We start from the raw sequence: 16947 nt of genomic DNA on the forward strand, positions 1-16947 counted from the left end.
GATTTTGCAGATAAAGCGCTTCTTTTCGGAGCCTTGGTTTGTTTTTTGCAACTTCACTGACAAAGCACCGTATTGGTGGCCTTGCTCCTGCTGGTGCAGACCAACCAGCACCCGCATTGCGCGACTGCAATGTGCCAAAAGAGGTCAACACGATTCATGACTATCAGCGATGCGCTGCACAGACTGTTACTGGATAACCTGACCACTGCCACCATTCTGCTCAACGCCGACCTGCGACTTGAGTACATGAACCCGGCGGCGGAAATGCTGCTGGCCATCAGCGGGCAGCGCAGCCATGGGCAATTCATCAGCGAGCTGTTCACCGAGTCGGCCGAAGCATTGAGTTCGCTGCGTCAGGCAGTCGAACAGGCTCATCCTTTTACCAAGCGCGAAGCGATGCTCACCGCACTGACCGGCCAGACCCTGACGGTCGACTATGCAGTGACGCCTATCCTCAGCAAGGGCGATACCCTGCTGCTGCTTGAAGTGCACCCGCGTGACCGGCTGTTGCGCATCACCAAGGAAGAGGCTCAGCTGTCCAAGCAGGAAACCACCAAGATGCTGGTGCGTGGCCTGGCTCACGAAATCAAGAATCCACTGGGCGGCATTCGCGGGGCAGCACAGTTGCTGGCCCGCGAGCTGCCTGAAGAAAGCCTCAAGGACTACACCAACGTCATTATCGAAGAGGCCGACCGCCTGCGTAATCTGGTCGACCGCATGCTCGGCTCCAACAAGCTGCCATCGCTGGCGATGACCAACGTGCACGAAGTGCTGGAGCGCGTGTGCAGCCTGGTCGAGGCCGAAAGCCAGGGTTGCATTACCTTGGTGCGCGACTACGACCCAAGCATCCCGGACGTGTTGATCGACCGCGAGCAAATGATCCAGGCCGTGCTCAATATCGTGCGCAACGCCATGCAGGCCATCAGCGGCCAGAACGAGTTGCGCCTTGGCCGGATCACCCTGCGTACCCGCGCCATGCGCCAGTTCACCATCGGCCACGTTCGCCATCGACTGGTGAGCAAGATCGAAATCATCGACAACGGCCCCGGTATTCCGGCCGAACTTCAGGAAACCATTTTCTATCCGATGGTCAGTGGCCGCCCGGATGGCACGGGACTAGGTCTTGCCATTACCCAGAACATCATCAGCCAGCACCAGGGTCTGATCGAGTGTGACAGCCATCCCGGCCACACCACATTCTCGATCTTCCTGCCGCTGGAACAAGGAGCAGCTTCGACATGAGCCGTAGTGAAACTGTCTGGATCGTAGACGACGATCGTTCTATCCGCTGGGTACTGGAAAAGGCCTTGCAACAGGAAGGCATGACCACGCAGAGCTTCGACAGCGCCGACGGGGTGATGAGCCGTCTGGCCCGTCAGCAACCGGACGTGATCATTTCCGACATCCGCATGCCGGGTGCCAGTGGCCTGGACCTGTTGGCGCGGATTCGCGAGCAGCATCCGCGTCTGCCGGTGATCATCATGACCGCCCACTCGGACCTGGACAGCGCCGTGGCGTCCTATCAAGGCGGTGCGTTCGAGTACCTGCCCAAGCCATTCGACGTCGATGAAGCCGTGTCGCTGGTCAAGCGCGCCAATCAGCACGCGCAGGAACAACAGGGCCTGGACGTCGCCCCGACGCTGACCCGCACTCCCGAGATCATTGGCGAAGCGCCAGCGATGCAGGAAGTGTTTCGCGCCATCGGCCGTCTGAGCCACTCCAACATCACGGTGTTGATCAATGGTGAGTCGGGTACTGGCAAGGAACTGGTCGCTCACGCATTGCATCGCCACAGCCCGCGTTCGGCCTCGCCATTCATTGCGCTGAACATGGCGGCGATCCCCAAGGACCTGATGGAGTCCGAGCTGTTCGGGCATGAAAAAGGCGCGTTCACCGGCGCGGCCAACCTGCGCCGCGGGCGCTTCGAACAGGCCGACGGCGGCACGCTGTTTCTCGATGAAATCGGAGACATGCCTGCCGACACCCAGACCCGTCTGTTGCGTGTCCTGGCGGACGGCGAGTTCTACCGGGTCGGCGGTCACACGCCGGTCAAGGTCGACGTGCGCATCATTGCCGCCACCCACCAGAATCTGGAAACCCTGGTGCAGGCCGGCAAGTTCCGCGAGGACTTGTTCCACCGCCTGAACGTGATCCGAATCCACATTCCGCGCATGTCGGACCGTCGCGAAGACATCCCGACCCTGGCCAAGCACTTCCTCAGCCGCGCGGCCCAGGAACTGGCGGTCGAACCCAAGCTGCTCAAGGCCGAGACCGAGGAATACCTCAAGCATCTGCCGTGGCCTGGCAACGTTCGTCAGCTGGAAAACACCTGCCGCTGGATCACGGTCATGGCTTCGGGTCGTGAAGTGCACGTCAGCGATCTGCCGCCGGAACTGCTGAGCCTGCCGCAGGACGCCGCGCCGGTCACCAACTGGGAACAGGCACTGCGCCAGTGGGCCGATCAGGCCTTGTCTCGCGGTCAGTCCAGCCTGCTGGACAGCGCCGTGCCGACCTTCGAGCGGATCATGATCGAAACCGCCCTCAAACACACCGCCGGCCGCCGCCGCGACGCCGCCGTATTGCTGGGCTGGGGCCGCAACACGCTGACCCGCAAGATCAAGGAACTGGGCATGAAGATCGATGGCGGGGACGACGACGAGGCCGATGAGGGCTGAGTGGTTATATGATGGTTGTTCATACCTACGCGGAGCGCTCAGCGTTATACAAGTCCGCTTTTGATTCTGGCCGTAGGGCGTAGGAGCGAACTTGTTCGCGAAAGGGCCGGTATGATCGCCGAAAATGCGTCGTCTGAGACACTGTCTTCGCGAACAATGCGGACGCCGCCCCGATCGCTCCTACGCCCTATGGGCAGAAGCCTGAAAGCCCTGTATTACGGACTTTCAAGGAGTTATGTATAACGATGAGCGCGGAGCGCGGGAATGACGGTCATAGGCCGCAGCGCATCACTCAGCCAGCGACGGCTTTTCCCACAGGTTGATCCCGCCTTCCACCGCAAAGCTGTCGATCTCGGTCAGCTCTTCGGGGCTGAACGCCAGGTTCTTCAGCGCGCCGACGTTTTCGATGATCTGCTCGGGACGGCTCGCACCGATCAACGCTGAAGTCACACGCGGATCGCGCAACGTCCAGGCCAGGGCCATTTGCGCCAGGCTCTGACCGCGACGCTGGGCGATTTCATTGAGCGCGCGCACGTGGGCGATGTTCTGCTCGGACAGGTGCGAAGCCTGCAGTGAACCACCACCCGGACGATTGACCCGCGCATCCTTGGGCACGCCGTTCAGGTACTTGTCCGACAGCAACCCCTGGGCCAAAGCAGTAAAGGCAATCACGCCGGCACCCAACTCTTCAGTAGCATCGAGCAAGTCTTTCTCGACCCAGCGGTTAAGCAGGTTGTAGGCCGGCTGGTGAATCAGCAGCGGCACTTTCCACTCTTTGAGCAACGCGGCGATTTCGCGGGTCTTGGCACCGGAATACGACGAGATACCGATGTACAACGCCTTGCCCTGCTGAACTGCGGTGGCCAGGGCGCTGGCGGTTTCTTCCAGCGGAGTGTCCGGGTCGAAACGGTGGGAATAGAAGATGTCGACGTAATCGAGGCCCATGCGTTGCAGGCTCTGGTCGAGGCTGGCGAGCACGTATTTACGTGAACCGCCGCCCTGCCCGTACGGCCCTGGCCACATGTCCCAGCCGGCCTTGCTGGAGATGATCAGCTCATCACGGTAGTGCTTGAAGTCTTCGCGCAGCAAACGGCCGAAGTTGATCTCGGCGCTGCCGTACGGCGGGCCATAGTTGTTGGCCAGGTCGAAATGGTTGATGCCCAGATCAAACGCCGTGCGCAGCATGGCGCGCTGGGTATCGATCGGCGTGCTGTCACCGAAGTTGTGCCACAAGCCCAAAGACAGTGCTGGAAGCACCAGCCCGCTGCGGCCGGTACGGCGATAAGGCATGTCTTCGTAACGATTTTCGGCAGCGATGTAGGTCATTGAATCCTCTCTTGTCTGGGGGATATTCGAGGCGTCTTGATTGCGTTTGCGAACAGGCGACGCCTGTTCGCAACGCCGGAATCATGGCTTTTTCCAGACCACCTGCTGAATGTCGACCCGCTTGGGTATCAAGTGGTTGTCGTAAAACAGATCAGCGGTCGCCTGCTGCGCGCGTACGATCTCCGGCGTGATCGGCAGGCTGGGTGATACAGGCCGATGGTCAAGATACTGAGTCATGACCGCTTCGGACAAGCCCATGCTGCGCGCCAGTATCTGAATACTCTCGGCACGCTGCGAGCGCGACAGCCCGTCGGCCACCGTCAGTTCGTCGAGTACCTGCTGCACGAGCGCCGCGTTTTCGTCGGCAAACGCCCGCCGTGCGGTATAGAACGGCCCGGACAATCCAAGCCCCTCGCCGTTGGCCAGCAGGCGGCTGTGGCCTTCGCTCATGGCGATGGAATAGTAAGGGTCCCAGATCGCCCAGGCATCGACACTGCCGTTTTCAAAGGCCGCGCGGGCATCGGCGGGGGTCAGGTAAATCGGCTGAATATCCTTGAAGGTCAGGCCGGCTTTGTTGAGCAAACGCAGCACCACATTGTGCGAGCTGGAGCCTTTCTGCAGCGCGACCTTGCGGCCTTTCAATTCCGCGACGCTGTGCACCGGGCTTTCGTTGCGCACCAACAGGGTTTCCGCCTGCGGCTTGGCCGGCTCGGTACCGATGTAGACCAGATCGGCACCTGCAACCTGGGCAAAGATCGGCGGGATGTCTCCGGTGGAGGCGATGTCCAGGCTGCCAATGTTCAGCGCCTCCAGCATCTGCGGCCCGGCCGGAAACTCGATCCATTTGATTTTTTTCTCGGGAAACCGCTTTTCCAGCAGGCCGTTTTCCTTGGCCAGCACCAGCGTGATCGAGCCCTTCTGATAGCCGATGCGAAGAGTGTCGGGCTCGTCGGCAGAAGCTGTACCGAACAGACCGCTGAAGGCCAGAATGGCGGCGATAAACGTGAGTGGTTTCATGGGTGATCCTTTCTCGGTCGACTCTCGTGCCAATGCTCCGCGTTGGCATGCATCCTGTGACGCTCCGCGTCACCTCTCTGCAGCCAGGCTTGGTATCTGGTACGGGAAATTATCAAAATCTGTAAGCAGGCCGTTGCAAGCCCAGGTTCTCGCGCAAGGTCGTGCCTTCATACTCGGTGCGAAACAGCCCGCGCCGCTGTAACTCCGGCACCAGCAACTGCGCGACATCTTCCAGGCCGCCCGGCAGGTGTGGCACCAGCACGTTGAAGCCATCCGCCGCACCTTGCTCGAACCAGCGTTGCAACTCATCAGCAATCTGCTCTGGCGTACCGATCAGGCTGTAGTGCCCTCGCCCACCGGCAATCCGCCGTCCCAGTTGCGCCAGGGTCAGGTTTTCATGATCAGCCAGTTCGGTGAGCAGTTTCTGCCGGCTGCGCTGGCCGCTGTCGGTCAATGGCAACTCTGGCAGCGGGCCGTCCAGCGGGTAGCCCGACAGGTCGAAATTGCCCAGCATGCGGCCCAGCAGAGCGACCCCGACCTGAGGCTCGACCAGTTCCTGAAACGACTCGAATTTGGCTTTGGCCAAGGCTTCGGTTTCGGCCACGACGATGAACACGCCGGGCATGATTTTCAGTGAGTCTGCGTCACGCCCAAAGGCGCGTAACCGGCCTTTGATATCCGCATAAAACGCTTGCGCACTGGCCAGCGAGGTCTGCGCGGTGAACACCACTTCCGCCGTCTGCGCCGCCAGATCACGTCCGACTTCCGAGGAGCCGGCCTGCACCACCACTGGCTGCCCCTGCGGCGAACGCGCCACGTTCAGCGGACCCTTGACGCGGAAATGCTCGCCCTGATGATCGAGCACATGCATTTTGGCCGGATCGTAATACTCGCCACTGGCCTTGTCGCGGGTGAAGGCATCGTCTGCCCAACTGTCCCACAGGCCGGTCACCACCTGATGAAACTCTCGTGCGCGGCTGTAGCGCTCGGCATGCCCCACATGCTCGGCGCGACCGAAGTTCTGCGCTTCGGCGGCAGCATCCGACGTCACCAGATTCCAGCCCGCTCGCCCACCGGAGAGATGATCCAGCGAGGCGAACTTGCGGGCTACGTGATACGGCTCGTTGTAGGTGGTGGTCGCTGTCGCGATCAGACCAATATGCTCGGTCACCGCGCTGAGTGCCGAGAGCAGGGTCAGCGGCTCGAAATGATCGGAGCGCGCCATGCGGCTGGCGATATCACCGGTCGCGGCAGCCACACTGTCAGCGACGAACAGCGCATCGAATTTTGCCGCCTCCGCGACCCTGGCCACATGCCGGTAATGCTTGAAATCCAGCCCTGCATCCGCAGGCACATCCGGGTGCCGCCAGGCGGCGACATGGTGCCCGGTGGCCATCAGGAAAGCGCCCAGCTTCATCTGTCGGGCAGTGGTGCTCATACCTCACTCCTTACGTGTTGCCTGGGGTCTCGGCTCAAAAATCCTTGCGCAACTGCACGCCGAAATAACGTTCATCATCACGCGGCACTGATCGATAAACGTAGTTGCCCCCGGTCGCCAGCATTGGCGAGTAGGACTTGTCCGCCAGGTTCTTGCCCAGCAATGCAACGCGCCAGCCACTGTTGTAATCGGCCAGTGCCACGCTGGCGTTCCAGATGCCGTAAGCACCCTGTCTGGTGTCCGGGTTCTGGCTGATGTCGTACTGCACTTCGCTCTGCCAGCTGTAATCGGTGCCCAGTTCGATATCCAGGCCGTTGTCCAGCGGGATGGTGTAATCGGCACGAACGTAGCTTTTCCAGTCCGGGATGTACGGCAGGGTCTTGCCGTCGACATTGCAGGACGCCGCCGCACCGGCCGGGCAGGCGAAGCTGTCGATGCGTGCTTTGGTGTAGGACAGCGCACCGGAGAATTTCAGGTTTCGGGTGGCTTGCAGGGCGTAATCCAGCTCGACGCCTTCGGTGCTGACGCTGCCGGCGTTGATCAGGCGCGTCACGACCTGCCCGGCAACACTGTCGAAGAAATTCGCCTGATAGTTGTCGTACTCGCTGTGGAACACCGCCAGGTTGGTGGTCAGGCGATTGTTCCAGGTGGTGGCCTTGAGGCCGACCTCCCAGGTGTTCGAGGTTTCCGGCTTGAGCGCCTCGGTGTCACGCGGCTGCATGTTGAAGAACACGTTGTAGGCCGGGCCTTTGTAGCCGCGCGAGTAGGTGATGTAGGTCATCACACTGTCGCTCAGGTCGTACTGCAAACCGAGGCGTCCGGACTTGCCGTCTTCGTCCACCGACCCGGAGCTGCTGGTTGCTGGCTGAATGCCGCTGACGGTGGTAGCCGATGTCGATACGCGGCGATGATCGTATTCCAGGTCGTCGTGGGTCCAGCGTGCCCCGGCAATCGCACGCAAGTCCGGGGTGAAGTTGAACGTGGTTTCACCGAACACCGAATAACTGTCAGTGGTGGTGCTGTAATCGGCGATGCCGCGATCCTGAGTCGTCGGTGTGATCAGCGTGCGCTGATAGGTCTCGTCGCTCTTGCCGTGCATGTAGAACAGACCGCCGACGTACTCGACAAACCGGCCTTTCGGCGACGCCAGACGCAACTCTTGGGAATACTGGTTGAACGCCAGATCGCCCTTGTCTTCGGTGCCGGGGAACGCCGCGGTGACAGTGCCAAGCCGGTCGCCGTCCTGATACTGGGTGTTGTCCCAACCACGCCAGGCGGTAATCGAGGTCAGGGTGTAGTCGCCCAGTTGCCAGTCGAGCTGGCCGGACAGGCCTTTGTTGACGTCCTCGACATGGCTGCGGTAATCGCTGACGACATTGCGGTTATCGCTGTCGGCACGTACCGGCGCCAGGGCACTGGCGAAGGACGGGGTCAGCGCCTTGGTTACGACACCGTTGGGTGCATCGTCATGGGACTGCATGTAGTCCGCTGCAAGGGTGAAGGTGATGTCGTCATTGGGTGTGAATTCCAGCTTGCCGCGGGCACCCTTGCGGTTGTAACCGTTGACTTCCTGACCATTGAGCTTGTTGTCGACATTGCCGTCATAGCTGCCGAACAACGTCGTGATCGAGCCTTTGAGGGTCTGCGGAATCAGGCTGCCGCCAATGCCGAAACGGGTGCGGCTTTCGTTGCCGCTGTAATAGGACTGATCGATGTAACCGTGAGTCGCTTCGGTCGGTGCCTTGGTGGTGACGTTGAGCACGCCCGCCGAAGCATTCTTGCCGAACAGCGTGCCTTGCGGGCCGCGCAGTACTTCGATGCGTTCCAGGTCGAGCAAGTCCAGCGTGGCCTGACCCGGCCGCGCATACACCACGCCATCGATCACCGTGGCCACGGTCGGTTCGACGCCTGGCGAGGTGGAAATGGTGCCGACACCGCGAACGAACAGCGAAGTGTCCTTGTTGGAAGCCCCGGTGCGGAAATTCAACGACGGCACCTGCTGCACGATGCTGGCCACGCCATTACGGTTATCGCGCTCCAGTTGTTCGCCCTCGATCACGGACACGGCGACCGGTACTTTTTGCAGCGACTCTTCGCGGCGTGTGGCGGTCACGGTCACCGATTCCAGCGCTACCGTTTCTGTGTTCTGCCCTGCCGCTGTCTCCGCCATGGCCGGAACACACGGCAATGCCGTCAGCCCCATCAGCAACCACCCACAACGACGCCCCCGCGCGGTATGAGCCTGATCGATCGCCTGCGCCAGAAGCGTGTGTCTGACGCCATCCCCACCTGTTGTGTGCATCTGCGTGCCTACCTGAAATATGCCCTAATCCGACAGTACGATGCGCACTGTCGCCTGTGCGTGCTGACTAAACCGGGTCCGGGCATTCGCGGTGGCGAGTAGCAGAAAAACCATCTTTGTTAGCGCTAACATCACCAGTATCGGAAAACGACTTATAGATCGTCCAATACTGAAAAATTAGTTTTATATTCCTTTTACTTTTATGCGAAGTGATCGAGCATGGCCGACGAAAAGCCTCTGACACGCAAACGCCGCGGCGCAGATGTGTGACGCGGAGCGTCACGAAAGGCATTCCCACGCTGGAGCGTGAGGAACGAGAGTCGTCAGGAAGATCGCGGAACGGCTAGCGCGCGAGGTGTCCGGGCAAACACCATCGTGCCCATGCTCCGCGTGGGTATGCCGTTCTGGACGCTCCGCGTCCTCTCCTGAACATGCGGCGAGGCGCAGATGTGTGACGCGGAGCGTCACGAAGGGCATTCCCACCGGAGCGTGAGGAACGATAGTCGTCAGGAAGATCGCGGAACGGCTAGCGCGCGAGGTGTCCGGGCAAACACCATCGTACCCATGCTCCGCGTGGGTATGCCGTTCTGGACGCTCCGCGTCCTCTCCTGAACATGCGGCGCGGCGCAGATGTGTGACGCGGAGCGTCACGAAGGGCATTCCCACGCCGGAGCGTGAGGAACGATAGTCGTCAGGGAGATCGCGGCAAGGGTAGCGCGCGAGGTGTCCGGGCAAACACCATCGTACCCATGCTCCGCGTGGGTATGCCGTTCTGGACGCTCCGCGTCCTCTCCTGAACATGCGCCGAGGCGCAGATGTGTGACGCGGAGCGTCACGAAGGGCATTCCCACGCTGGAGCGTGAGGAACGATAATCGTCAGGGAGATCGCGGCAAGGGTAGCGCGCGAGGTGTCCGGGCAAACACTATCGTGCCCATGCTCCGCGTGGGTATGCCGTTCTGGACGCTCCGCGTCCTGGCCTGAACACGAGGTGAGGCGCAGAGCGTGAGGAACGATAGTCGTAACCGCCCCCCACCCCTCGATCAACGCACCAGGTGCAGGAACTGCATATGCCGTTCGTACTGATCGAGCACGTCGTTGATGACTTGTTCCTTGGTGTAACCCACCAGGTCGTAGTCCTGACTGCCCTCGCTCAAGTGAACCTCGGCGCGGTAGTAGCGGCGGTTGTTCAATTGCTTGGAGCCCATGCCGCCACGGGCGAACGACGGGGTGAAGAAGCCTTTCATCTGCACCTGGTAGATGAACGGACGCTCTTCGCCGTGACCGATTTCCAGGGTCACCGAGTCGTTGGACGGATCGGGGACGTTGACCACGTTCAAGCCCTTCTCGACGAACACCGCTGTCACTTCTTCAATCGCCGGACGCACGGTCTGATCAAGGAAGCGGTACACCTCGTCTCGCGACGGGTAATGCACCGCCTGGCTCAGACGCTGGCGCCAACCGCCGCGTCGTGAACCGGATACCGGCGCCAGCGAGTACAACTGCGCGATCTTGCGCTGCGACTCCATGACGAACGCCTTGTGCAGGCCCCACATCATCAGCAACAGAATCAGCGAGAACGGCAACGACGTCAGCACTACAGCCGATTTCAGCGCATCGATGCTGCCCGAGAACAACAGGCCACTGGTGATCAGCGCCGTGGCCACACCCCAGAACACCCGCAGCCATTTCGGACCGTCTTCGTCAGGGTTGCCACCTTTGGCTGACAGCGTCGACAGCACCACCGTGCCCGAGTCGGCCGAGGTGACGAAGAACACGAAGCTGATGAACACCGTGACGGCAATCACCGTCTTGCTCCACGGATAGGTTTCCAGCAGCAGGTACAGGGTCATCGACGGATCGTCGATAGCCGACTGACCCAGCGCCGTCATGCCATGGTTGAGCACTTGATCGATCGCGCTGTTACCGAAGATCGACATCCACGCCAGGGTAAAGCCCAGCGGGATCAGCAAGACACCGAAGACAAACTCACGGATGGTCCGGCCACGGGAAATACGCGCAATGAACAGGCCCACAAACGGCGCCCAGGCAATCCACCAGGCCCAATAGAACACCGTCCAGCCGCCCAGCCAGTCACTCGGCTCGTTATAGGCATACACGTCGAAACTCTTGCTCGGCAGTGCGCCCAGGTAGTCACCGATATTCTGCACCAGCGTGTTGAGCAAGTGCTGAGTCGGGCCGGCAAACAGCACGAACAGCAGCAGCGCGCAGGCCAGCAACATATTGATGTCGGACATGACGCGCACGCCCTTGTCGACACCGGCGATCGCCACCAGAATCGCCGCGCCCATCATCAGGGTAATCAGACCGACCTGAATCCAGTGGGTGTGCGCCACGCCGAACAGGTAATCCAGACCGGAGTTGAGGTGCAGCACCCCGAAGCCCATGTCTGCGCCGAGACCGAAGATGGTCGCAATGATGCCGAAGCCATCGACGGCATAACCGATAGGACCATTGATGCGTTTACCAATCAGCGGATACAGCGCCGAACGCAGGGCCAGCGGCAGGTTGTGGCGATAAGCGAAATAGGCCAGCGCCATACCGACGAAGGCAAACACGCCCCAGCCATGCAGGCCCCAGTGCAGAAACAGCAACTGCATGCCCTGGCGCGCAGCTTCTGCGGTGCCACCCTCGCCCTGCGGCGGCTGCAGCAGGTGCGTCAGGGGTTCTGAAACGCAGAAAAAGAACAGCGTGATGCTGATGCCGGCGGCAAACAGCATCCCGGCCCATGACAGGTAACTGAACTCGGGTTCGTCGTGGTCGGCACCGAGCTTGATCTTGCCGAAGCCCGACAAGGCGGTGACCACCACGAAGACCAGGTACAGGGTCATGACCATCATGTAGTACCAGCCGACCGTGTTGGCCGCCCAGTTTTGCGCCGCCAGCAGCCATTCACCGCTGGCTTGCGGGAACGCGATCACGACGATGCCGAAAATCAGAATAAAACTCGCAGCGAAATAGAACACTGGAGCATTCATGCGAACCATGCCGCTTGAAGAGGAACTCGCAGAACTCATCGGTTGAGTGCCTCCGGACTGATAAAACCAACTGCAAAAAGCGGATACGGCAAGGGTAAGCCTCCTGTTGTGAGCGGGCAGCGAACCACCGGTTTAACTTGAACGAGCGTTCAATTTAAACATGAAAACCCCCGCGAGACCTAATCGCGGGCCGGTGAATGCAGGCTCAGGCGTGGGTATGACGCATGCTTGAGCGGGTTCGTTCCCACGCCAAAGAGACCATTTGCAGCCCGCCAAATGCGCGCTCTGTGAACGCTCATGGCGCTTCAATCCCGGCCCGAACGCTGCACACATCGTCACCGCACCAACCTGTTACCGACTGCCCCAAAACTGCGCAAAAAGTCATTCAGGTAACAGCACCGCGCTCTTCTCAGAAAAATGCTTTCGTGCTGACCAAAACCGCAAGACCCCGTAAATAAAGCCCTTCAGGCCAATTCGATGAGCAAAAAACAGTAAAGGCGCAAAGTTGGTCTTTTGATTGCATATGCTTGTATGTACAAGTAGAGACAGGCTAAACATTCCGCCTTCTACCCAACTGAATCGGCCTGCTTCGCCAGGCTTTGCTCGCCCTTCATCGGGCTGGTTCGAATTGATCGCCGAGGATTTTTTTTTGTGACCGAGAATAATCAAGACCTGAAGCAGGACTGGACCCGCCATCGCGAAGGCGTCGTGCGGGCTGCACGCGGTACTCAATTGACTGCCAAGAGCTGGCTGACCGAAGCGCCGCTACGCATGTTGATGAACAATCTCGACCCGGAAGTCGCCGAAAACCCCAATGAGCTGGTGGTTTACGGCGGCATCGGCCGCGCCGCGCGCAACTGGGAGTGCTACGACAAGATCGTCGAGAGCCTCACTCAGCTCAACGATGATGAAACCCTGCTGGTACAGTCCGGCAAGCCGGTCGGCGTGTTCAAGACCCACAGCAACGCCCCTCGCGTATTGATCGCCAACTCCAACCTGGTACCGCACTGGGCCAGTTGGGAGCACTTCAACGAACTGGATGCCAAGGGCCTGGCCATGTATGGCCAGATGACCGCCGGCAGCTGGATCTACATCGGCAGCCAGGGCATCGTGCAAGGCACTTACGAAACCTTCGTCGAAGCCGGTCGCCAGCACTATGACGGCAACCTCAAGGGCCGCTGGGTGCTCACCGCAGGTCTGGGCGGCATGGGTGGCGCGCAGCCGCTGGCCGCGACATTGGCCGGGGCCTGCTCGCTGAACATAGAATGCCAGCAGAGCCGCATCGATTTCCGCATCAAGACCCGCTACGTTGACGAACAGGCCGCAGATCTCGATGACGCACTGGCGCGTATCGCCAAATACACGGCCGAAGGCAAAGCCATCTCCATCGCGCTGTGTGGCAACGCGGCGGAAATCCTGCCGGAAATGGTCCGTCGCGGTGTGCGCCCGGACATGGTCACCGACCAGACCAGCGCCCACGACCCGCTCAATGGTTACCTGCCCAAAGGCTGGACCTGGGACGAGTACCGTGCCCGTTCGGTGAGCGAACCGGCCAGTGTGGTCAAGGCCGCCAAGCAGTCGATGGCCGAGCACGTCGAAGCCATGCTCGCCTTCCAGCAAGCCGGCATTCCGACCTTCGACTACGGCAACAATATCCGTCAGATGGCCAAGGAAGTCGGCGTCACCAATGCCTTCGATTTTCCAGGCTTCGTCCCCGCCTACATCCGTCCGCTGTTCTGCCGTGGCATCGGGCCGTTCCGCTGGGCCGCGCTGTCGGGCGACCCGCAGGACATCTACAAGACCGACGCCAAAGTCAAAGAGCTGATCCCGGACGACGCGCACCTGCACAACTGGCTGGACATGGCCCGCGAGCGCATCAGCTTCCAGGGCCTGCCGGCGCGTATCTGCTGGGTCGGCCTGGGTCAACGCGCCAGACTGGGTCTGGCGTTCAATGAGATGGTCCGCAGTGGCGAGTTGTCGGCACCGGTGGTGATCGGTCGCGACCACCTGGACTCCGGCTCGGTCGCCAGCCCCAACCGCGAAACCGAATCCATGCGTGACGGCTCCGACGCTGTTTCCGACTGGCCGCTGCTCAATGCTCTGCTCAACACCGCCAGCGGTGCGACCTGGGTCTCGCTGCACCACGGTGGCGGCGTCGGCATGGGCTTCTCGCAGCATTCCGGGATGGTAATCGTCTGCGACGGCACGGACGAAGCCGCCGAGCGTATTGCCCGCGTGCTGCATAACGACCCGGCCACCGGGGTGATGCGCCATGCCGATGCCGGTTACGACATCGCTATCGACTGTGCCAGAGAGCAGGGCTTGAACCTGCCAATGATCGGACGTTGACAACGTTGTCGGCCATCAGGCCGGCACACGTCGGGGACGGGCATGAGCATGCCCACGGGCCGGATGCCTACTTGAAGCTGCCGTCATCCATTTAAGGCTTAGGAGCATCGACAATGAATATGAAAAAGGCCCTGTTGACCACATTGGTATCCGCTGGCCTGCTCGCCAGCGCAGGCGCAAGTCAGGCTGCTGGCTGGTGCGAATCAGGCAAGCCGGTGAAATTCGCCGGTCTTAACTGGGAAAGCGCGATGCTGCTGACCGATGTACTGCAGGTCATTCTGGACAAGGGTTACGACTGCACCGTTGACGCCCTGCCCGGCAATTCCATCGCCATGGAAAATGCCCTGGGCACCAATGATATCCAGATCTTTGCCGAAGAATGGGTAGGTCGCAGCGAGGTCTGGAACAAGGCCGCCGCTGCCGGCAAGGTGGTCGGTGTCGGCGCACCGATCGTCGGCGCTGTGGAAGGCTGGTACGTGCCACGCTACGTGATCGAAGGCGATGCCAAACGCAAGCTGGAAGCCAAGGCACCCAACCTGAAATCCATCAGCGATCTGGCCCAGTATTCAGCCGTGTTCAAGGATCAGGAAGAGCCTGGCAAGGGCCGCTTCTACAACTGTCCGGCCGGCTGGACCTGTGAGCTGGAAAACAGCGAAATGCTCAAGAGCTACGGCCTGGAAAGCAAATACACCAACTTCCGCCCGGGCACCGGCCCCGCGCTGGATGCGGCGATTCTCTCCAGTTACAAACGTGGCGAGCCGATCCTGACCTACTATTGGTCACCCACGCCGCTCATGGGTCAGGTAGACCTGGTGCGTCTGGAGGAGAAAGCCGGGGTCAACAAGACGATCGATATCAAGGTCGGCGTGTCCAAAGTGTTCCACGATGAGGCCCCTGAACTGGTCGCCATCCTGGAAAAGGTCAACCTGCCGATCGACCTGCTCAACCAGAACCTGGGGCGCATGGCCAAGGAACGCATCGAATCGCCGAAGCTGGCGAAGATTTTCCTGAAAGAGCACCCCGAAGTCTGGCACAAATGGGTCAGCGAAGACGCCGCGAAGAAGGTGGACGCTTCGTTGTAAACGACCGGGCTGTCGGACTGTACGGTTCGACAGCCCCGTCGTTGACCCGACACACCTCATTTGAGAGCCGCTTATGTTTCCTGAAAGCTTCACTTTCTCGATCGCCAACTGGGTCAACGATGGCGTCGACTCACTGGTCACGCAGTACGGCGATGTGTTCCGGCACATCTCCGACACCCTGCTATGGGCCATCGTCAACCTCGAAGGCCTGCTGCGCATGGCGCCGTGGTGGCTGATGCTGATGATCGTCGGCGGCATTGCCTGGCACGCGACACGCAAGATCGTCACGACGCTGGTCATCGTCGGCCTGCTGTTTCTGGTCGGTGCGGTCGGGTTGTGGGACAAGCTGATGCAGACCCTGGCGCTGATGCTGGTCGCCACGATCATCGCGGTGCTGATCGGCATTCCGCTGGGCATTCTTTCGGCACGCAGCAATCGTCTGCGCTCGGTGCTGATGCCGCTGCTCGACATCATGCAGACCATGCCCAGCTTCGTTTACCTGATCCCGGTGCTGATGCTGTTCGGTCTGGGCAAGGTTCCGGCGATCTTCGCCACGGTGATTTACGCCGCGCCGCCGCTGATTCGTCTGACCGATCTGGGCATTCGTCAGGTGGACGGTGAAGTGATGGAAGCCATCAACGCGTTCGGCGCCAACCGCTGGCAGCAACTGTTCGGTGTGCAACTGCCGCTGGCGATGCCGAGCATCATGGCCGGGATCAACCAGACCACCATGATGGCGCTGTCGATGGTGGTGATTGCCTCGATGATCGGCGCACGCGGGCTTGGCGAAGACGTGCTGGTGGGCATTCAGACCCTCAACGTCGGGCGCGGGCTGGAAGCGGGCCTGGCCATTGTCATTCTGGCGGTCGTCATCGACCGTATCACGCAGGCCTATGGCCGCCCACGGCATGAGGCGCACAAATGAGCAGCGTGGAACCGAACAAAATCGTCGTCAAAAACGTGTTCAAGATCTTCGGCAACCGCTCCAAGGATGCGCTGGAGCTGATCAGGCAAAACCACAGCAAGGACCAGGTGCTGGCCCAGACCGGCTGCGTGGTCGGGGTCAACGACCTGTCGCTGTCGATCGGCAGCGGCGAAATCTTCGTCATCATGGGCCTGTCCGGCTCGGGAAAATCAACGCTGGTGCGCCACTTCAACCGGCTGATCGACCCTACCAGCGGCGAGATTCTGGTCGATGGCGAAGACATCCTGCGTTACGACATGGAGGCTTTGCGCCAATTCCGCCGGCACAAGATCAGCATGGTGTTCCAGAGCTTCGGCCTGCTGCCGCACAAGACCGTGCTGGCCAACGTGGCCTACGGCCTGACCGTGCGTGGCGAGAGCAAGGCGCTGTGTCAGGAACGCGCGCAGCACTGGATCACCACCGTAGGCCTCAAGGGCTACGAAAACAAATACCCGCACCAGCTTTCCGGCGGCATGCGTCAGCGTGTGGGTCTGGCCCGCGCACTGGCGGCCGACACCGACATCATTCTGATGGACGAAGCATTCAGCGCCCTCGACCCGCTGATCCGCGCCGAGATGCAGGACCAGTTGCTGGAGCTGCAAGCCAGTCTGCACAAGACCATCGTGTTCATTACCCACGACCTGGACGAGGCCGTGCGCATCGGCAATCGCATCGCGATCCTCAAGGACGGGCGATTGATTCAGGTCGGTACGCCGAAAGAAATCCTTCATTCGCCCGCCGACGATTACGTGGATCGTTTCGTTCAGCGCCGCGTAGCCACCCTTTAAGGACCGTTG

The 16947-nt window shown here is 60.7% G+C and carries 11 protein-coding genes; 6 read left to right on the forward strand and 5 right to left on the reverse strand.

The annotated features are described in order from the left end of the window. Window positions 1-156 precede the first annotated feature (156 nt). The gene (glnL, locus tag KBY08_RS23505) at window positions 157-1242 is read left to right on the forward strand and encodes a nitrogen regulation protein NR(II) (RefSeq protein ID WP_002555720.1); all 1086 of its coding nucleotides are present in this window, start codon (window positions 157-159) and stop codon (window positions 1240-1242) included. Next, entirely contained in the window at window positions 1239-2675 is a 1437-nt protein-coding gene (gene ntrC / locus KBY08_RS23510; protein WP_003405235.1) for a nitrogen regulation protein NR(I), read from the forward strand. Before glnL ends, ntrC begins: the two co-directional genes overlap by 4 nt. 288 nt (window positions 2676-2963) lie before the next feature. On the opposite strand, the gene mgrA is transcribed toward ntrC, so the two are convergent. The 5 genes from mgrA to betT form a co-directional block, all read right to left on the reverse strand. After that, on the reverse strand, window positions 2964-4001 hold the full coding sequence (gene mgrA / locus KBY08_RS23515) for an L-glyceraldehyde 3-phosphate reductase (protein ID WP_003426913.1): 1038 nt from the start codon (window positions 3999-4001) through the stop codon (window positions 2964-2966). Between the two features lie 81 nt (window positions 4002-4082). Then, on the reverse strand, window positions 4083-5018 hold the full coding sequence (locus KBY08_RS23520) for a sulfonate ABC transporter substrate-binding protein (RefSeq protein ID WP_104684633.1): 936 nt from the start codon (window positions 5016-5018) through the stop codon (window positions 4083-4085). Between the two features lie 112 nt (window positions 5019-5130). After that, window positions 5131-6456 carry an LLM class flavin-dependent oxidoreductase gene (locus KBY08_RS23525; RefSeq protein WP_104684634.1) on the reverse strand — a complete coding sequence of 442 codons (1326 nt, stop codon included), beginning with the start codon at window positions 6454-6456 and terminating at the stop codon, window positions 5131-5133. Window positions 6457-6490: 34 nt separating this feature from the next. Then, window positions 6491-8758, reverse strand: coding sequence for a TonB-dependent receptor (locus tag KBY08_RS23530; RefSeq protein WP_104684635.1), 2268 nt, complete (start codon window positions 8756-8758; stop codon window positions 6491-6493). Between the two features lie 1041 nt (window positions 8759-9799). Beyond that, window positions 9800-11755, reverse strand: coding sequence for a choline BCCT transporter BetT (gene betT / locus KBY08_RS23535; protein WP_205902143.1), 1956 nt, complete (start codon window positions 11753-11755; stop codon window positions 9800-9802). 651 nt (window positions 11756-12406) lie between these two features. Between betT and hutU the strand changes: the two genes are divergently transcribed. From hutU to KBY08_RS23555, 4 genes are all read left to right on the forward strand, one after another. Then, the gene (gene hutU / locus KBY08_RS23540) at window positions 12407-14104 is read left to right on the forward strand and encodes a urocanate hydratase (protein ID WP_225651276.1); all 1698 of its coding nucleotides are present in this window, start codon (window positions 12407-12409) and stop codon (window positions 14102-14104) included. A gap of 113 nt (window positions 14105-14217) precedes the next feature. After that, window positions 14218-15186: an ABC transporter substrate-binding protein gene (locus tag KBY08_RS23545; protein WP_225651277.1), complete on the forward strand. Its 969-nt coding sequence runs from the start codon at window positions 14218-14220 to the stop codon at window positions 15184-15186. Window positions 15187-15259: 73 nt separating this feature from the next. Beyond that, entirely contained in the window at window positions 15260-16111 is an 852-nt protein-coding gene (locus KBY08_RS23550; protein WP_003343849.1) for an ABC transporter permease, read from the forward strand. Beyond that, window positions 16108-16938, forward strand: coding sequence for a quaternary amine ABC transporter ATP-binding protein (locus KBY08_RS23555; protein ID WP_024640069.1), 831 nt, complete (start codon window positions 16108-16110; stop codon window positions 16936-16938). The genes KBY08_RS23550 and KBY08_RS23555 overlap by 4 nt, the downstream gene beginning before the upstream one ends. Window positions 16939-16947 lie beyond the last annotated feature (9 nt).

The organism is Pseudomonas sp. P135 (genome assembly GCF_020312125.1).
Classification (GTDB): domain Bacteria; phylum Pseudomonadota; class Gammaproteobacteria; order Pseudomonadales; family Pseudomonadaceae; genus Aquipseudomonas; species Aquipseudomonas fragariae.